Source organism: Alteromonas gracilis (assembly GCF_036870955.2).
Taxonomy (GTDB): Bacteria; Pseudomonadota; Gammaproteobacteria; order Enterobacterales; family Alteromonadaceae; genus Alteromonas; species Alteromonas gracilis_A.
Window position 1 is genome coordinate 980,245 of record NZ_CP145482.2, and the last position, 17,561, is coordinate 997,805.

14 protein-coding genes and 2 pseudogenes are annotated in these 17,561 nt (G+C 43.2%); 5 read left to right on the forward strand and 11 right to left on the reverse strand.

Translation table 11 applies throughout. The features are described from left to right. Position 1: 1 nt before the first annotated feature. Positions 2 to 881: pseudogene (locus V6N89_RS04745) on the forward strand (MlaA family lipoprotein). A 620-nt stretch (positions 882 to 1,501) separates the two neighbouring features. On the opposite strand, the gene galE reads toward V6N89_RS04745, so the two are convergent. The 8 genes and pseudogenes from galE to V6N89_RS04785 all read right to left on the reverse strand — a co-directional run bounded on the left by galE (position 1,502) and on the right by V6N89_RS04785 (position 9,343). Next, positions 1,502 to 2,524, reverse strand: coding sequence for a UDP-glucose 4-epimerase GalE (gene galE / locus V6N89_RS04750; RefSeq protein WP_338516559.1), 1,023 nt, complete (start codon positions 2,522 to 2,524; stop codon positions 1,502 to 1,504). Then, the gene (locus V6N89_RS04755) at positions 2,521 to 2,823 is read right to left on the reverse strand and encodes a DUF6170 family protein (RefSeq protein ID WP_338516560.1); all 303 of its coding nucleotides are present in this window, start codon (positions 2,821 to 2,823) and stop codon (positions 2,521 to 2,523) included. The genes galE and V6N89_RS04755 overlap by 4 nt, the downstream gene beginning before the upstream one ends. Positions 2,824 to 2,911: 88 nt before the next feature. After that, positions 2,912 to 4,434 (reverse strand): annotated as a pseudogene (locus V6N89_RS04760) (peptide MFS transporter). 199 nt (positions 4,435 to 4,633) lie between these two features. After that, positions 4,634 to 5,752: a capsule biosynthesis protein gene (locus V6N89_RS04765; protein ID WP_338516561.1), complete on the reverse strand. Its 1,119-nt coding sequence runs from the start codon at positions 5,750 to 5,752 to the stop codon at positions 4,634 to 4,636. A 10-nt stretch (positions 5,753 to 5,762) separates the two neighbouring features. Next, on the reverse strand, positions 5,763 to 6,437 hold the full coding sequence (locus tag V6N89_RS04770) for an ABC transporter ATP-binding protein (RefSeq protein WP_346993485.1): 675 nt from the start codon (positions 6,435 to 6,437) through the stop codon (positions 5,763 to 5,765). Beyond that, entirely contained in the window at positions 6,434 to 7,213 is a 780-nt protein-coding gene (locus V6N89_RS04775) for an ABC transporter permease (RefSeq protein ID WP_338516562.1), read from the reverse strand. The genes V6N89_RS04770 and V6N89_RS04775 overlap by 4 nt, the downstream gene beginning before the upstream one ends. Before the next feature lie 5 nt (positions 7,214 to 7,218). Then, positions 7,219 to 9,030, reverse strand: a complete 1,812-nt coding sequence (locus V6N89_RS04780) for a polysaccharide biosynthesis/export family protein (protein ID WP_346993486.1) — start codon at positions 9,028 to 9,030, stop codon at positions 7,219 to 7,221. A 16-nt stretch (positions 9,031 to 9,046) separates the two neighbouring features. Beyond that, a complete protein-coding gene (locus V6N89_RS04785; RefSeq protein WP_338516565.1) occupies positions 9,047 to 9,343 on the reverse strand; it encodes a hypothetical protein in 297 nt (98 codons plus the stop codon). Between the two features lie 549 nt (positions 9,344 to 9,892). On the opposite strand from V6N89_RS04785, the gene wecA reads away from it, so the two are divergent. The 4 genes from wecA to galU all read left to right on the forward strand — a co-directional run bounded on the left by wecA (position 9,893) and on the right by galU (position 13,983). Next, a complete protein-coding gene (gene wecA, locus V6N89_RS04790; protein WP_338516566.1) occupies positions 9,893 to 10,954 on the forward strand; it encodes a UDP-N-acetylglucosamine--undecaprenyl-phosphate N-acetylglucosaminephosphotransferase in 1,062 nt (353 codons plus the stop codon). A gap of 109 nt (positions 10,955 to 11,063) precedes the next feature. Continuing rightward, positions 11,064 to 11,951: a glycosyltransferase gene (locus V6N89_RS04795; protein WP_338516567.1), complete on the forward strand. Its 888-nt coding sequence runs from the start codon at positions 11,064 to 11,066 to the stop codon at positions 11,949 to 11,951. Further along, positions 11,948 to 12,685 carry a glycosyltransferase family 2 protein gene (locus tag V6N89_RS04800; RefSeq protein WP_346993487.1) on the forward strand — a complete coding sequence of 246 codons (738 nt, stop codon included), beginning with the start codon at positions 11,948 to 11,950 and terminating at the stop codon, positions 12,683 to 12,685. Before V6N89_RS04795 ends, V6N89_RS04800 begins: the two co-directional genes overlap by 4 nt. A gap of 404 nt (positions 12,686 to 13,089) precedes the next feature. Further along, complete coding sequence (galU, locus tag V6N89_RS04805; RefSeq protein ID WP_338516569.1) at positions 13,090 to 13,983, forward strand: UTP--glucose-1-phosphate uridylyltransferase GalU; 894 nt, start codon at positions 13,090 to 13,092, stop codon at positions 13,981 to 13,983. 69 nt (positions 13,984 to 14,052) lie between these two features. Here the strand turns inward: galU and V6N89_RS04810 are convergent, their stop codons facing one another. The 3 genes from V6N89_RS04810 to V6N89_RS04820 all read right to left on the reverse strand — a co-directional run bounded on the left by V6N89_RS04810 (position 14,053) and on the right by V6N89_RS04820 (position 17,557). Next, a complete protein-coding gene (locus V6N89_RS04810) occupies positions 14,053 to 14,367 on the reverse strand; it encodes a ComEA family DNA-binding protein (RefSeq protein ID WP_338516570.1) in 315 nt (104 codons plus the stop codon). 305 nt (positions 14,368 to 14,672) lie between these two features. Then, positions 14,673 to 15,680: an isocitrate dehydrogenase gene (locus tag V6N89_RS04815; protein WP_338516571.1), complete on the reverse strand. Its 1,008-nt coding sequence runs from the start codon at positions 15,678 to 15,680 to the stop codon at positions 14,673 to 14,675. A gap of 260 nt (positions 15,681 to 15,940) precedes the next feature. After that, on the reverse strand, positions 15,941 to 17,557 hold the full coding sequence (locus V6N89_RS04820; protein ID WP_338516572.1) for a histidine kinase: 1,617 nt from the start codon (positions 17,555 to 17,557) through the stop codon (positions 15,941 to 15,943). Between the last annotated feature and the right edge of the window lie 4 nt (positions 17,558 to 17,561).

Sequence of the window (17,561 nt, forward strand, 5' to 3'; positions counted from 1 at the left end):
TATGAATTTTTCTAAATCACTTATTGCTGGGGTGATTGTAATTAGCAGTGTATTAAGTGGATGTGCCAGTAACCAAGCACAAGAACAAGCTGCCGCGTCTAACGCAGAAGCTGTAGTTGATACGTCTGATCCAAGAGACCCTCTTGAATCCGTAAACCGTGAAGTGTGGGATTTTAACTGGGATGTATTCGACGCTTACGTGTTGCGACCAGTCACCATAACTTATGTGACAGTTATGCCCCAATTCGCGCGTACAGGGTTGGTAAATATCGCGGACAATCTCCAAGAACCTGCCAACTTTCTGAATAACGTTTTCCAGGGCAAAACTGATGACGGACTAGATAGCCTAGCTCGCTTCCTTATTAACTCGACAGTAGGCATTGTAGGTACCTTTGACGTAGCCACAAAGATGGGCATTGAGCGTAAACAAGAGCAATTTGGCGAAACACTCGCTGTGTGGGGGGTTGAGACCGAGTCCATACCTTATGTTGCCATTCTTGGGGCCAAGTGATCCGCGAAGCTTTACTGGAGATTATGTTGATGGGTTCGCTTTCCCAATGACGCTTATTGACGGCACGTTGAACTTAGCGCGTATTGGTATTTCCGTTCTTGAAACACGCGCGCAGTTGCTTGACCAAGAAGCCCAGCTAGAGCAAGCAGTCGACGACTATGCGTTTATCAAAAATGCCTATTTCGAGCGCCTTGAGTTTAGGGTTACGGATGGGAAGAGTGCGGAAAAAGCGATTGATGAAGAGCAATTAGATGACTTTGCTGATTTTGAAGCCATGTTAGATGGGGCCGACTTTGAATATGAAGAAATTGAAGAAGAGAAGTCTCAGTCAAAAGAGAAAAAAGACAAAGACGATATAGATAACCTGTAACTAAACGGGGTACGTTGTCTTAAACTACATTGCGGCTACACAACTTAGAGTTGGTTTACTTGAAGTGTGTAGTCTGCAGTATACGCACCCGATAACGATAGTTCTGTTTGAACTATTAATGAACCGAATATTGTTATCGTAAAATCTGCGCCATTTCCTTTTGTATTCACGTTTACTCGGCTGATTATCATACAGAAGCACAGCTCCGCCTTTGCCACCTGTTAACTCAGCAACCGGGACGTAGCTTAGCGAAACATTACTGCTACCAGTCAACACTACCTCGACGGTACCGTTGCGAGGGAGATTAGTTACCAGAATCTCTCCTAACACGATATCGCTATCCGTGGCGTCACAAGCACCAGAGATAACACCAAATTGTGACATGGTGCACATAACACCTGTTTGTGCGGATACAGAACCAAAATGAACGGGGGCTATCTCGCTTATTGTTATAGCGTAAGCTTTTGTTAGTGAAAAAAGCGTTAGCAATGCGTAGAGGAGGTGTTTCAAGGGCTAGAGTCACTATTATTTTTTCACAATAGTAGCCAAGAAAAATAGAAGGTGGAATTAGTCAAAAGTAGAGCACAGTAATTTGACTGTGCTCTAAGTGAAATGGTTACTTAATCCTTTGGGTAGCCCATCGGATTTTTCGACTGCCAATTCCATGTGTCAGCGCACATTTCGTCAAGCCCTTTTTCTGCATGCCAATTTAATTCAGTGGCAGCTTTAGTTGGATCGGCGTAACACGCTGCTACGTCACCACTTCTGCGCGGTGCTATTTTGTAAGATACCGTCTTTCCTGAGCCTGCTTCAAACGCCTTAATCATCTCTAGTACTGAATAACCTTGACCTGTACCCAGATTATACTTGTCGAGGCCCATATTGAGCGTCAGACGGTCCAATGCCTTTAAATGACCGTTGGCAAGGTCGACAACGTGAATGTAGTCTCGAACACCTGTACCATCATCAGTGTCATAGTCGTCACCGAAAACACTTAGCTGTTGAAGCTTTCCTGTTGCTACTTGAGAGATATAGGGCATCAGGTTATTTGGGATCCCATTAGGATCTTCACCGATTTGGCCTGAATGATGGGCACCAACAGGATTGAAATAGCGTAATAAAACAATATTCCAATTGGTGTCAGATACGTAAAGGTCGCTAAGCATATGTTCGACCATTAGTTTTGACATACCATAAGGGTTGGTGGGCTGGTAGGTGGCCATATCTTCTCGTAAAGGCAGCGATGCTGGATCGCCATACACAGTCGCAGATGAACTAAATACAATATTCTTCACGTTGTGCTTTTGCATGGCCTTGCACAGCGTTAGCGTGCCATAAACATTGTTTTCATAGTAAGACAACGGCTTTTCAACCGATTCACCGACCGCCTTAAGACCTGCAAAGTGAATGACAGCAAAAATGCTATGTTCACTGAAAATATCATCTAGCACTGCTGTGTCGCGAATATCACCTTGAACAAACGTTACTGTTTTACCTGTAAGTGACTCGACACGACGAAGAGATTCGGCGCTGGCGTTTGATAAATTATCCAGTACAACGACACTGTAATCTTGCTCTAATAGCTGTAATACCGTGTGACTGCCGATATAGCCAGCACCACCAGTGACTAGGATGGTTTTCATGCATTCTCCCTGCTAGATGAAGGCGCCACATATTTAGCGCAAATTGAATATTGAATGGGTTTAACAATTAACGGATAAAACAAAAATACCACAAAAGCCCATAGCAACGAGGTCCAATTTGATGCTGTCTGCAAAATAAGTGCAAAAACAGGAACGATAACAAGTAGCTTGAGCACGTTCAGCAGTGTTTTCTCGGGTACTGAAAGACGCTTAGACGCTTTGTCTAACAGCTTTACCCTCTCAGTGAGAGTCAGGCCTTTCAGTGCTGGTATATCGCGCGTGGAAAAGTAAAACTTCATATTGTGCTCTTGGTATAAAAAAACCGCCGAAACCTTGGGTTACGGCGGTTATTGTATGGCAATCTGTTAGTGATTAAAACACAATGGATTATGCCTTTTGCTCCATTCCTGCTTTTTCCCAAAAACGAGACTTCACGCTGAACAAACCAATGACGATTGCGATGGCAATACTGAAAAGCGCGATTTGCAAATAAAGGTTCGGCATTTCTTGAACGTTTTCAGGGTCAAAGTTACCAGATAGAAGACCTAAGCAATAATGTTACCAATAGAATAGGTCAATACGAACACACCCATCATCTGGCCTGCAAAACGTTTTGGCGAAAGCTTACTTACCGCACTCAACGCTACAGGGCTTAAACAAAGCTCACCAACGGTGTGAAGGAAGTAAGTCGTTACTAGCCACATAGGAGCTACTTTTAAGCCCTGTGCCGCATATTGAGAGGCAAGGAACATAACTAAGAAACCAGACGCCATAATAACAATACCAATAGCACATTTAATGGTATACGAAGGGTCAATCATGCGTTTGGCTAGGTTTATCCATAGCGCGGCAAAGAAAGGTGAAAGAATAATAATAAATAGCGAGTTAGAAAGTTGGAACCACACGGTAGGAATTGCGTCCATACCGAACCACGAAGTAAGTAAAGAGCCGCTTTCTAATACTCGGTCAGTATAATTTTGTGCAAAAAGGTTAAGTGATGAGCCTGCTTGCTCAAAACCAGACCAGAAGCACGCTGACGCTACACACACCAAGAATAGTGCCCACATGCGCTTTTTCTCATTCTCGCTTAGCTCACCTTTAAGATAGATAAATCCAAAGTAAACAAAGAAGATAACAGTAAAGACAATAGCAACTTGCTGAGCTAGTGCGACAGGCTCAATGACAATCGTCCCCATATGTGCAAGTACGATAACAATGACAGCAGCTGCCACAACGCCAAAAACACCCATCCATGCGCGTTGCTTAGCTGCACCTTCATAAGGGTTAGCGGGTGCAACAGACTCTTGAGAGAGTGAACGGTTGCTGAAATAATATTGGATAAGGCCGATGGCCATCCCAACTGCAGCAGCGCCAAATGCGTAGTGCCATCCCCAGTTTTCTTGTAAATAACCAGTTACTAAGTAGGCGATGAGCGAGCCAATATTGATACCCATATAATAAAGTGCATAGCCACTGTCACGACGACCATCGTCATCACCGTATTGTTGACCTACCATGGCTGAAATATTTGGCTTTAATAACCCTGTACCTGTAGCGACGAGGATAAGCCCTACGAAGAATAAATTCTGAAGGTCGACGGCAAGTACAATGTGGCCTGCGAAAATGATCAAGCCGCCATACCAAACCGCTTTCTTACCGCCAATTAAGCGGTCTGCAAGCCATCCACCTGGAAGGCCAAGGAAGTATACGGCACCGGTATACAAACCATAAATAGCGCCTGCGGTTGCTACCGTAAAACCCAACCCCTGAGTTTGTAGGCTCGCTGTCATAAACAGTACAAGTAGGGCACGCATACCGTAGTAGCTCATTCGTTCCCACATTTCAGTGAAGAACAGCGTTCTCAGGCCCCCTGGATGGCCGAAAAAGCTAGTATCGTTAGATGATTTCATAATTTTATTTAAATTCCATATTGCTTATGGTTGTTATTTTAGAGCACTTATTTGTACAGGCTCTTTGATAGAGGTCCTAAAGCGGATAGCTTCTTATACTAGAGCTTGCAATAAGACACAAGATTTCGACGCTAAACTCTCACTAAGGGCTGTCAATCGACCAAGAATTAATCACTTGGTCGATGTGTAAGGGTGATGATTAAAGCTCGCGAATGGTGGCGATAATAATTCTTACGATACCGTATACGAGGAGCAATGCTACCGCAAATAATACAAGGTTATAGACGACAGTGGGATAAGCGTTGTCATCGGGCAATGTAGGAGACTCTACTGTGACCATATGTTGTAGCTTTTGATAGGTTTCTACCCGCGCATTTTCTAGCGTGATCAAAGACGAAGAGTAAGCTTGAATAGCTAGTTGTAATTGTACTTGAAGGTTACTGTACTGTGCCATCAATTCAGTGACAGACAGCGCCTCACTTTCTCCTTCAGCAGAGCTTAATCGCTCCTTTTGTTTCTCAACTTCTTTTTCAAGTGCACTGATTTCACGTTTAACATTAATTACTTCAGGTGCAGCGTCCGACATCATGGTTGACATGGTACTCAACTGTGCTTTTTTCTGCGCCAATGTTGCCTCTAGCGAAAAGGCAATCTGCTGAAAAGCAGCGCCTTCAGCGGTGGGGTCAAGAACGTTATATTTTGACTGAAAGCCTAAAATATCGGTTTTTGCCTTTTGAAGCTTCTGTTCAACAATTTCATGTTCGCCCTTTGCAAATGAAAGCTTTGATTTTGCAAGGTTATTGTTGATGTTGTTGATGAATTGCTCAGCCTTATCAACAATGGCCTGATTAATCTTTTGGGCGAATTCGGCATTAAAGGCTCGCGTTTTTAGCGTAATCACCGATGATGCAGAGTCCACAGTCACGTCGATATGCTCTAAGTAAAAGGTGTTGAAGTCTTCTTGCTTATGTGAACTTGAAAGTCCACTAAAGATATCTGCCTCATCGGACATGTAGTGCGCTCTTAGCCCAATTGCATTATCAAGGTATGAGACCATATCAGCAGACTTGATGTACGCCATCACAAGTTGGCTTTCGTTGCCACCCGCAGAACCTGCCACGCCTGTCGCCATAAGAAGCGAAGAAGGATCAAAGCTACTGCCACCGTCACTCGATTTGATAATAAGCTGACTTTGACTTTCATATTGAGGCGCTGAAATTAATGTTAGGTATAACGCGTACAGCACCCAAGGAAAGATGAGTATCAATATTTTGTTATGCTTCAGGATTGCATTTAGTTGGGTTAGCGACTTTTTCACTGTGATAAACCTATTTCTTTGTTTTCTTTTGGTTTGCATCGTGCATATAGACATCGATGCCCTCTTCAAGGTCGCTGTAGTAGGTAAGCTCACCGTCATTGATAACTACAGCCGAGGTACAAAACTCTCTAATCTGGTCGAGCTCGTGACTAACCATTATTACGCCAGCTTGTTCACTTTTTTCTTTTAAGGATACACGGGCTTTCTTCCTGAAAAGCGGATCACCGACTGACGTTGCCTCGTCTATAAGGTAAATGTCGAAATCGATATTCATACAGCAAGCAAATACCAGCTTGGCGCGCATACCAGATGAATATGTCCTGACAGGAAGGTCAAAACGTTCCCCGAGTTCAGCAAACTCTTGCACCTTATTTTCGTACTCGCTAAGCGAGCGGACGTTGTTTATTCTTCCAACGAAACGGGTGTTCTCTCGATAGGTCATTTGCGGGTGCACTCCTGTTTGCAGTGCCACAGGCCAAGACATTGATTTATTGGTAATGACGCGGCCATTATCAGGGTATTCACTTTTTGCCAGCATGCGAAACAATGTCGATTTACCTGCGCCATTTTTTCCTAATATGGCGACATTGTTCTCTGTTGGAAACTCAAAATTTAAGTTCTTAAAAATGTATTGAGGCCCAATTTGACTTGGATAGCTCTTGGTAAGGTTTTCTATACGTATCATCGCGACAGTACCTTTTTCCACGTAATGTGGTAAATCGCCAGACTAAAAAATAAGAAAACAAGTGTAATCTCATTCAGATATCGAAGTGATACGCCTTTGTTACCATATGATTCAAAACACGAGTATCTAGCGAGTTCGATGAAGTGTACGAGTGGATTCCAACTCAGATATGGCCACATTTCTTGCGGGAGGTCCTGTAAGCTGAAAAACACGCATGAAATGAACATGAGAGGGCGTGTAAAAATTGATTTCAGTTTGTCTACTTCCGGCACGAAAGCAGCGGCTATAGCAAACAAAAGCCCGATTGATACGGAAAAAACGCCTAATAAGAAGCATAAGTATAATAAAAGCAAAGGAGAATGAACGCTAAAAGTCATTCCCATCAAGTAAAGGACAAGAATAAGAATACAAGAAACTATCACTTTAATAGCATACTCTAGGATTCCAGATGTAAGGACGGCGCTCATCGGCTGAACTTGTCGAAATGCGTAAAGTGGCTTGTTACGCTTTATTGACATTGATACGCCTTGGAAAACTTGAGTAAACGTCTGTAAACCCATCAATCCAATCATCATGAAAATAAAAATGGGAATAGTATGGACATCACCTCCAGTAAACCTGCCTCTGGCAAAGGACAGTGCAAGAATGAAGGCTACTGGCTCTAGAAAAGCCCAAGCTAGGCCAAATTTGTCATTAAACTTGCTTTGAAGCTCTCGCAGGAAAAGCGCAAAAATCACGCTTCTCCATGCATAGAGCTGCTCCTTAAATGTCACCATGATAACTATCTATCGATCGCATTAGCCGCAACAGCAATTTGAAAGATGATTTGTGTCACGTCTTTAACAGCTTGCATGATTTTCAGATCAATTGCTGGTAACACGATAATTTGATCACCAGGCTCAATTTTTATTTGTTCGCTGGATAAGAATGAGCTGTCAATGCTTGCGAACGAAACGTTACCGTTTTTATGCATGATCAGGATTCGCTCATCTTCAGCACGCTCTGTAAACCCGCCAGCCCAGGCTACATAGTCTTCAGTAGTGGCATCTGGATTAAAGACAACAGACTGCGGTAGCAATACCTCACCACCCACGTGAATAAGGTCTGTGATCTCTGGTATAACAATAGTGTCATTAGGCTCTAGCAGTATATTGGCAACTTCACCATTTTCAGATACAACCACGCGGCCTTGAGGTTCGACTTGCCGCGCTCTTGCTATAAAGTCTGCAACAAGTTGGGCTTCCTGAGCACGAATGGCGCCTTCTCCGGTAGAGCTTATTGGTGCGGTGTACATGCTACGCTCTAGCCGTTGTAGCCCTTCTTCGATAATCTCTTTTTGCTTCAAAGCAACACTTTCACGAAGAACATAAATGTTTTGTGTGTCAGATAGTGCAGTGTCTATCTCGATGTGATCGAGTACGTCTATGAGGCGCGTTCCTTTATCAACCATTACTTGAGATGCACCTGCAAAGGCGCCTGCAACGTTGATTCGGTAAATTTGAGGTTCATGATCCGATACGTACTCTACCGTATCTCCTGCCTTCAAAGGTAATTGGGCAAACTCTTCAATGCTCAAATAGCGTGCAAACTGTTTGTTTTCTCTTACGCCAGCAACGGAGGCATGAGAGGCGAACTCACCAGGACGCGCAAAGTAATTGACTACACCGCCATTTAACTCTTCGTTTAAAAACTCAAAGGTAAAACTGTTTCGTGCTCCTGTTTCCACAACAATAGTGTTGCCAATTGGGTGCACTAAAATGGTATCACCGTCTTGAAATGAAACTTCTGGTAGTTTCCCACTTCTAAAAAACGCGTATAGGTCTGCACTTGCAACTACATCGCCATTTCTTACGATATCTATCTGTCGAAAGCTACCGCGCTGAAAATCAACGCCGCCAGCGCGCTTCAAAAAATAAAGCACACTATCTGACGCTAAACCAGCATACTGACCGGGACGCAGTACTGGGCCTGATACAAAAATGGACACTGGAGTTGACGTAAGAAGGTCCACATAAACATTCACGTCATTTGTGTATACCTGACGAATCTTAGCCGTAACGGTTTGATTGACACTCCCGGCCGGGGTGTTTGCAATACGAATCGGGCCGATATTGGGGATAAAGATATTCCCTTGGTTGTCGACAGTTACTACGTTAGAAAAATTGACCGCACCCCAAATCCAAATTGAGATTTTGTCCCCAGGTGCAATGAGGTAGTTGTCATTTAATCCTGAACTTCTTTCAGATTCGAACCCGCCAATAAATAGATTCGCCGCGAAAGGCGGATTATCCATAGGATCCTGAGCAGGAAACACCGTATCAATTGTCGGCTCACCGGGTAAGCTTTGTCCGTTCCGAGGCTGAGTAGAAAATTGTCCCATCTGACTGGTCATGTTAGACGCACCAGGCAGTGTCCTTTGACTTGATACATCTAACGGTGAAACCGATGCGTTGGTAGAGTTTATGCTGTCACTTTGTTGTGCTCGCTGTCTGAGCTCTTGCAATTGCTCAAATGATTGGCCTTGAGCGTTAAGTGATAGTGCAAGCAAAGCGGTAGTGAACGACAATAATAGTGGTTTGAATAACGTCTTCATTTTATCACACTGCCTCTTATTGACCGTTCATTGATGATGCTGCTACTAGTGGCGAAATAACCCGCCATTGTCCGTCTCTTTGACACGCTGTCAGTTTATTATCAATGTTTGACGACCGCGTTTCACTGCCTTGTAACATAAAGCGAATACATTTATTTCCTGTCGCTGAAACGTATACTTTAGTGGCTTTATATTGCATGCCGTTGTAGTTGATTAAAACATCATCTTTATCATTTGAAAGTCGGTTTGCATTTGGAATATTAATTGCGCTCTCAGACTCCGGCACCAGCGAATAAGCCAGTGAAGAATGCACTAACGGTATATCGGCGTGTGTGTGCGTAGGACCAGAGACACAGTAGATTTACACTGATAGTTAAGAATACAGGAAGAATATAGCGCTTTATTTGTTTTAACATTAGCTTTCATATCCATATAGCATTTTGGCGCTAGGATAACACAAGTTTCACAAAAAGCATGTTTGCAAGTGCATGTTCAAGCCGCTCATAGAATAAATGATCTAAACGATTTCAAAGCGCCCTCAAAAAAGGACAAAAAGAAGAGTCAGTGCCACCATTTATGTGTTCTTATACATTATGTTTGAATGTTTTTTATACATATTGTCGTTTTTGGCACTTATTTTGGATAGATTTTGGTTAGATTAAATGGTTGGGGGTGGTGAGATAAAGAAATGTTATATATCATAACGTGATTTTATCTGAAGCCTCTGCGACTGATCGTTTCAGCGATCATTTGAAAGGATACTACTCATAAATGGAATTGATAAAATTTTGAGTTTGAATAATTTAGACATTTCGAATTGTTTACTTGTCACCAAATGGAGTGATTTGAGGTTGTACGTTTTATGCTGACATATTTGCAGTTTGTTCCGTTATTTACTGCATTTTTCGTAGCGCTGATTTTGCTCGTTGTCATGACGCCGCTCGCGCATCAATTCGGTTTAGTGGACGAACCTTCTGCGAGAAAGCGCCATTCTGGAATTGTTCCATTGACAGGCGGTGTAGCGATCTTTATGGCTGTGCTTGTCGCGAGTGTGGCTACTGATGTGTGGATGAAGAACGATCCTCTCTTCTTTACTGCCTCTGCATTTGTGGTGCTGCTTGGTATGCTCGATGACAAGTTTGATTTAAGTGCCAAAGGGCGCTTGATGTGTCAGTTCGGCGTTGCCGCGATAATGGCGTGGAGTGCCCAAAATTACATCACTTCACTGGGTAATATCTTTGGTACAGGTGAAGTTGTGCTTGATATCGGCGGGTATTTCTTCACTATCATATGTGTAGTAGGCGTAATCAATGCGTTCAACATGATTGATGGCATAGACGGCCTTGCAGGTGGCATGAGTCTGGTCATACTGCTCACTCTCTCAGGCTTTTTAATTTCAACAGGCAATGGCGCTTCAATAATGGAGCCTCTGATCATTGTTGCCGCAATTGTTCCATTTTTGGCATTTAATTTGAGCTGGAAAGGTTTTAAGGGGAATAAAATCTTTATGGGCGATGCGGGCAGCATGTTTGTGGGTTTGACCATAGTTTGGTTGCTGGTTCACCATACGCAGAACGACGTCGCAGCATTTAGGCCCATTACTGCAGTATGGTTAGTTGGTCTTCCTCTTATGGATATGGCGGCAATCATGTATCGCAGAGCGCGAAAAGGACAGTCTATGCTTAAGCCTGATCGCCAACATTTACATAATATCTTTATGCGAGCGGGGCTAAGCAGCCGCAAGTCTCTTGTCGCAATTTTGCTACTTGGTGCATGTTACTGCTTAATCGGGATTCTCGGTGAGGTCTATCTTGTTCCTGAACCCGTTATGTTTTGGGGCTTCATCGCTCTTCTCGTCATCTACAGTCTTATCATCCAGCACATTTGGAGCGTACTTCGCTTCGTAAAACGGTTTACGGCATAGCAAAAGCAAAATGTAGAATGCTTTGTATTTTCTTTGTAACATGCGGTAATGTGAAGCGCAGATAGCTGCGCTTTCTTGTTTTTATTTTACCTACCTGTGGTGTTTTCTTTTGAATAATCAGTTTCCCATTCTCCATAATCATTTTAAACAAAAGAGAATTGAAACGATTGTAGCGATGTCGGTTTACGAGTTTGATGACGCAAATTGGCTACACGAGGCCATCAAAAGTATCCAATGCCAAACGTATCGCGACTTTTTATTCGTTATTGTAATCGACGGGCCTATTCCTAGAGAGCTTGAAAACGTGTTGCTCGAGGCTGCTGAGCAAGACGAGCAAATTGTGTTGTTGCAAAACGAGGAAAACTGCGGACTTGCCTCTGCAATGAACCTCGCTATAGATTTTGGACTGAATTACAACCCGAGTTTCTTTGTGAGAATGGACGCTGACGATGTGTCGGAGAGCCATAGACTCGCGAGACAAATTCAATATCTTAAGCGGCATAGCAATATATCGATACTGGGTTCAGCCCTGACGGAGGTAAATGAGCAGGGAGTAAAAGTGGGCGCGCGCGTCATGCCGTCATCTCATCGTCAAATAATTAAGATTTTGCCCAGACGCTGTTCACTTAATCATCCTACAGTAGTGGTACGTTATTCGGTTTTTCATGATGGGCATCGGTACAATGGAAAACTGAGAAACACGCAAGACTATTTTTTATGGATAACGTTAGCGTCAAAAGGTTACATATTTAGAAACCTCAAAGATCGTTTACTAAAGTTTCGACGGGTGAATAACTTCTATAAGCGAAGAGGCCTCAGCAAGTCGCTTAATGAATTCAAGGCTCGCATATTCGCTATTACATGCTTAAAACAGTACTCATTTTACAACATAGCTTATGCTTGCAGTGTTTTAACACTGAGACTTATGCCGGGCAAAATTGTAAAATTAGCCTATAAGGTTGATAGGCATTTACTCGAGAGGTTCGGGAAGCATTGAAAACGGGTATTGTAGTTATACTTTTTCACCCAGATCTGGGGCACATAAATACACTGATCAGACGGTTCAACACTGAAAACTGGCAGTTGATTCTCGTTGATAACTCGCCCAACTCGTCCCGTGACTTAATGGAAGGTGATGTCGATTATGTGCACTTCCCTGAAAATATTGGTATAGCTCAAGCTCAAAATATTGGTTTGCAAGCGCTGTTTAAGCGCAATATTAATTATGCCTTTTTGTTGGATCAAGATAGTGAATTTACCCCAGATATAGCGAGCACGCTTCTTGAGCAATTCGAAGAGATAAAATCTGTTGAGCTAGTTGCAGCCATAGGGCCTTCTATTTATTGCCAATTTTCTCAATGCGTAGACCAAGGTGTATTGCAAAAAGGCAGGCCTCATTCTTCAAACTTAAAAGAAGTTAAACAAATCATTGCATCTGGAATGCTTTTGTCAAAAGGTGCGTTTCACAAAGTAGGTGAAAAAGAAGGTTCACTCTTTATTGACGGCGTTGATCATGAATGGTGTTGGCGCGCTAGAAGCAGAGGTATGAAAGTTTTTCAATCGACCATTGCCTGCATGCCTCATAAGCAAGGTGATTCACGCGTTACTATTCTAGGCGTCACTTTTAAACAGGGCTCGCTTAGGTGCGACTCTACTATCAGTTTCGCAATGTTCTTACATTGGCAAAAAGAGGGTATGTACCAACGTATTGGAAATGCCGTCATGTTCTAGCAATACCCCTGCGATATATTGTTAATCGCTATTGCTTTGAGCAAGGTGAAATGCGTGGCTACTACATGCGTAAAGGGCTGGTTGATGCCGTTAGAAAGAAATTTGGACCAATGACAAGGCAGAACAAATAGAAGTTGGAAATACGTAGAACTGAATGTAACAAGCAGCATTACATTCACCATAATAGTGCACTTACTAGCGCCAAGCCCAATTTCTGTGCTTATAATAGTGAGGACAAGCGCATTTGCCCTTTTTTAATACACAAGTGCGCCATTATGGTAATTGGAACACCCATTGCATTACTTTAACAATAAACAGAAAATTAAGAGTATGCGCTTTGGCAGACTGTGCCATAAATGATGTAGCGAGCGCGTAACTAGGATTGTAAAAAAGGATATTCATTTATGAGTCAAGTTAAAAAAGCAGTCATTCCTGTAGCTGGCCTTGGTACTAGAATGCTTCCAGCAACGAAGGCCATTCCTAAGGAAATGTTGCCTGTTGTAGACAAACCGCTTATCCAATACGTGGTAAGTGAGTGTGTTGCGGCTGGGGTGAAGGAAATTATTCTGGTTACTCACGCAAGTAAAAACAGCATTGAAAACCACTTTGATACTTCATTCGAGCTAGAAGCAACGTTAGAAAAGCGTGTTAAGCGTCAATTGTTAGAAGAAGTGCAATCAATCTGCCCGAAAGGCGTAACCATTATGCAAGTGCGTCAAGGCGTAGCAAATGGTCTTGGCCATGCTATTTTGTGTGCTCGTCCAGTAATCGGCGACGCTCCTTTTGCTGTAGTGCTTCCAGACGTTATTATTGATGATGCTGCAAGTGATCCGAAAAAGGATAATTTGGCGGATATGGTGGCTAAGTTTAATACGAGCCGCGTAAGTCAGGTTATGGTTGAGCAGGTACCACAAGAAGATATTTCAAAGTTCGGTATTGCCGACCTTGACGGTGCATCTATTGCACCTGGTGAGTCTGCTAAAATTCATAAAATGGTTGAAAAGCCACCACTTGAAGAAGCGCCGTCAGATCTTGCGGTTGTAGGTCGTTACGTGCTTTCTGAAAAAATCTGGGATCTGCTAGAGTTCACTCCTCCAGGTGCGGGTGGCGAAGTACAACTTACCGATGCTATTGACGCGTTAATGAAACTAGAGCAAGTTGATGCGTATTACATGAAAGGCAAAAGCCATGACTGTGGTAGCAAACTTGGTTACATGAAAGCAAATGTCGAATACGCTTTGCGCCACCCAGCGCTTGCCGAAGACTTTAAAGAGTATCTTAAGTCTATCGCTAACTAGAGCATTAATAGCGGTACATATAAAAGCAAAAAAATGCGCCTAAATAGGCGCATTTTTATGGAAAGTGCTCTATTTTACTTCAATGTGTTGTTGGATTTTTGCCAACATTTTTTCTCCAATACCCTTTACCTGAGTGATCTGCTCGATTTCAAGAAAGGGGCCCACTTCTTCTCGATACCGGATTATGGCTTTAGCTTTCGCGCTTCCAACGCCAGGTAAGGTAGTAAGCTGCGCTATTGAGGCACTATTGAGGTCTATCTTTTCCATGGACATCTCGTGATACGAAGAAGCATTTTGGTTTTCTTCTAGTTCCTCAAACGCAATTGCAGTCGATTGTGCGGCAATTGCCAGAAAAAGTGCGAGACCGGTTAGTCGTTTTTTCATAGTCGTTCCTTGTCTTTAATAATTGATGTCGGTGCTTACGTTTTTTGGAAGGTAACGAAACCCCGAGCGTTGCGTACACAATTGGTACAAACAAGGATAGTACGAGGGTTAGAAGAAAAGGGTAGTCCAGTTTTAGTACAGTTTTTGTATGCCTGCTACGCAAATTAAAAGTATGCCCGCGGGAGGATTAGTTATGCGCTTCTTACTAGGCTAAGAAAGACGATGTATTGTCAGGGCAAAAAAATAGCGAGCTGTTGCTCGCTATTTTAAAAATATAGACGTCGTTTTAAGACGACGTAGAAATCTTAAAGTCGCTCTAGAAGCGCTTCAGTGAATTCAGTTGTGCCTGCTTCGCCACCAAGGTCGCGAGTCGTACGGTCACCTGTTTCAATAACATCTTTAAGTGCAGCGCGAATTTTCTCAGCCTTGTCACCCATATTTAGGTACTCAAGCATTTGTGCTGCAGCGAGGACGACTGACGTAGGGTTTGCTAGGTTTTTACCTGCAATGTCAGGTGCACTGCCGTGAACCGCTTCAAAAATTGCACAATCTTCGCCGATGTTTGCGCCTGGAGCCATACCAAGACCACCCACAAGACCTGCACATAAGTCAGATAGGATGTCACCGAAAAGGTTTGTGGTCACGATTACATCAAACTGGTGAGGGTTCATAACAAGCTGCATGCAGCAGTTATCAACAATCATTTCAGCTGATTCGATATCAGGGTAGCGCTCACCAACTTCACGAGCCACTTTAAGGAAAAGACCCGATGTTGACTTAAGGATGTTTGCTTTGTGAACCGCAGTCACTTTTTTGCGACCTTCGCGACGAGCAAGCTCGTATGCAAAAGTAACGATTTTTTCAGCACCGTCGCGAGTGATCTTACTCATCGCTTCCGCTTCGTTACCATCTTCAGAAACCACTTGTCCAAGGCCAGAGTACATACCTTGTGTATTTTCACGAACAGTGATGATGTCAATATCTTCGTAACGCGCTTTAGTGCCTTTGAATGACATTACTGGGCGAAGGTTTGCATACAGCTTGAATTGCTTACGCAGGCTTACGTTAATAGAGGTAAAGCCTTCACCAACTGGCGTAGTTAGAGGACCTTTCAGTGCAACTTTGTTTTTTGCAATGAGGTCTAGTGTTTCTTGTGGTAGAAGCTCGCCGTGCTCTTCCAATGCTACTAAACCTGCATCGGCATAATCATAGGCAAAGTCACAGCCAACCTTATCTAGAATCTTTGTGGTTGCGTCGATAATGTCCGGGCCAATGCCGTCACCGCGAATGACTGTAATGCGTTGCTGAGTCATGTTGAGGGATCCTCTGAAAATTCTGTTGTCAAAATCGTTAGGTTCAAATTGTAGTCTGGCGAGCGAAACGCGCCAAAGTCTGCGTGCTAGCTTATTATAATTGATTTTGTAGGGAAGTTGCGTAAAGCAGCGCAAAAGTTGGCGTATTTTATACGATAGTAGACGCAAGTTATAGCCACTTATCGAGATTTATTCGCATAAACCGTAAACTAAAGCAGTCATATACAGTGTAATTATATGACGAAGTAACTGGCTTTTGCTTATTGCGACAAGGGGCAGGCTAGAAGCGCGCTTTGCGATTCAATGATAGTGTCGATATCTCTTTGATTAAGCGACAAGGTATTGAGTAACGTCTTGTAGGATAAATCTTGGACAAATGCGTATATGTTTCCGCTAAACAAGCTCATTTTTGATAGTGCGAAAGCGAGTAGCATGACGGCGTGCTCTTTTCTAAGTGAAGAGGGAACTTCGCTATTGGGCTTGTTGCAATGGTGAATAACCGCACGCCACGTTGCGCTTTGGTGCCAATTTCCTGCAAGTTCACTAGATACGGTTAGCCATGAAGCATCACCTTTAACCTTAAGCGCCTGTTCAAAAGAAAAAGGCGCAGCGTGATTGACGGGTAGGGCTTTTGCTATTTTTAAGCCAGGCAGGGTAAAAAGCGGCGAACACAGAAACGTCATTGTCAGTGCCGCTGATTGGGGACTAAATTTTGTATCGCATCGACTTGCTAGTTCTCCCGCGATAGCACAGCTAATTGTTGTTAACTGTTTGCACATCGACATCAACGGATACTGTTTTTGAGTTAGCCGTTCTAACAATGCAAATTGAATCAACATATCGCCGACACGTTCAATACCGTAGGTCATTACAGCTTGCTTAATATTCTTTACCTGAAGCTGCAGGCGATTGTCCTGGCTAGCAGTTTGTAACAAGAATCGATTAAATGTTGGGACAGATTCAATTTTTTCACACAGCGAGGGTATTTCACAATCTCGCTTTTGAAGCTCATCAATAATCCCCAAAAGGGCAGCCGGGGGCGATTGAACGGCGTATGTTGCAGGAATAAAGGCGACCCCACCCTTGTGATGTCTTTGTTCGGCTGTTTGTGAATAAAGTGCCACAAGGTGTTCAAAGGGAATAAAGAGAGGCTTTGGAAAAAGAATGCGTTTAGCTGGTTGCCAACTTCCATCTATATCATCTTCATTTAGTGCGATAACAAATGCATGATCTCTTTGCACATCAATGACAACGCCTGGTTTTCCTGAAACAAACACCTTTGAGCCGGGTATCACATGAGTAAACAAGATAGCCATGTTTGATATAAGGTGTTTATGTATAGGAGCAACGTTTCGTACCACTAGCGAAAAAATATCTTCCGCTTGGGTAGATTTGGGGCGACTAGCAAATAATTTAGCTATTATACACAGGCGCTGGGCTTCGGTTAGCTGGGAGGTACCTACGAAGCGCATTAGCAAGGCGTTGGACGCCATCGCTTTATGCAATTTAAGGATGTCTTGCCATAAACCAAGTTTACGAGCGCGCAAAAAAGCAAACAGTGCAGGTGTGCGCGCGTTGTCTGTTTGGGTATTCACCCACTGAGAAGCTAGTGTGGCAGCAATGATATGCTGCAAATAATGGTCGTTGAAATGATTTAGTTTAGCGAAAAGTGTCACTAACATTATATGACGCGTATTCCCCGTTAGCGGACTTTCAATACGAGCAAGCGGCACAAAAAGGCTTAAGTCATTGTTTAGAAGCGTTAAGACGCGTTTTGCATTCTTAAGCCAATGATTGACGCACTGCTCAATCGGGGTCGAATCATCAGGTTGAAGAGCCAGTCGCGAGAAAGCGGAAATGATGTTTTTCACTTCCATCTAG

Coding starts and splice junctions, on each gene's coding strand:
- galE (WP_338516559.1), bottom strand. CDS start 2,524: ATGAAAACCATCCTAGTCACTGGTGGTGCTGGCTATATCGGCAGTCAC.
- V6N89_RS04755 (WP_338516560.1), bottom strand. CDS start 2,823: ATGAAGTTTTACTTTTCCACGCGCGATATACCAGCACTGAAAGGCCTG.
- V6N89_RS04770 (WP_346993485.1), bottom strand. CDS start 6,437: ATGATACGTATAGAAAACCTTACCAAGAGCTATCCAAGTCAAATTGGG.
- V6N89_RS04775 (WP_338516562.1), bottom strand. CDS start 7,213: ATGGTGACATTTAAGGAGCAGCTCTATGCATGGAGAAGCGTGATTTTT.
- V6N89_RS04780 (WP_346993486.1), bottom strand. CDS start 9,030: ATGAAGACGTTATTCAAACCACTATTATTGTCGTTCACTACCGCTTTG.
- wecA (WP_338516566.1), top strand. CDS start 9,893: ATGCTGACATATTTGCAGTTTGTTCCGTTATTTACTGCATTTTTCGTA.
- galU (WP_338516569.1), top strand. CDS start 13,090: ATGAGTCAAGTTAAAAAAGCAGTCATTCCTGTAGCTGGCCTTGGTACT.
- V6N89_RS04810 (WP_338516570.1), bottom strand. CDS start 14,367: ATGAAAAAACGACTAACCGGTCTCGCACTTTTTCTGGCAATTGCCGCA.
- V6N89_RS04815 (WP_338516571.1), bottom strand. CDS start 15,680: ATGACTCAGCAACGCATTACAGTCATTCGCGGTGACGGCATTGGCCCG.
- V6N89_RS04820 (WP_338516572.1), bottom strand. CDS start 17,557: ATGGAAGTGAAAAACATCATTTCCGCTTTCTCGCGACTGGCTCTTCAA.